Origin of the sequence: Actinoplanes rectilineatus (assembly GCF_000962825.1) — a bacterium.
Lineage (GTDB): Bacteria > Actinomycetota > Actinomycetes > Mycobacteriales > Micromonosporaceae > Actinoplanes > Actinoplanes rectilineatus.
In genome coordinates this window covers 1-302 of the sequence record NZ_JZKF01000282.1, presented here as the reverse complement: position 1 = coordinate 302, position 302 = coordinate 1, and the positions used below count along the sequence as shown (strand labels likewise).

Sequence of the window (302 nt, the reverse complement as noted above, 5' to 3'; positions counted from 1 at the left end):
GGTCAGGCCCACCGGGCCGGTCCAGCCGAAGTGCTCCACGACCTGCCGCACGCCGTCGGCCACGCCGTCGGGCGTCGCCGGGTGCGGGGTGAGCACTTTGAAGCGCTCCTGGGCCAGGTCGCCCCTGTCGAGGTCCCCAGGGGCCCCCTTGATCCCGGATCCGCCGATGTCCACCCCGAAGATCTTCATGGCCCTACGTTACGACGATCGACTGACAGTCACTCAGTCGGCGAGCCCGCGGGGCCGCTGCCGCCCCGCTCGGCCACCAGCCCGGGACGGATCTCCGGGCCGGCGGTGCTGCG

The 302-nt window shown here is 73.2% G+C and carries 1 pseudogene; it reads right to left on the bottom strand.

What is annotated here, in order from left to right:
• Positions 1-189 (bottom strand): annotated as a pseudogene (locus tag WH85_RS46420) (hypothetical protein); the annotation flags it as partial.
• Positions 190-302: the final 113 nt, after the last annotated feature.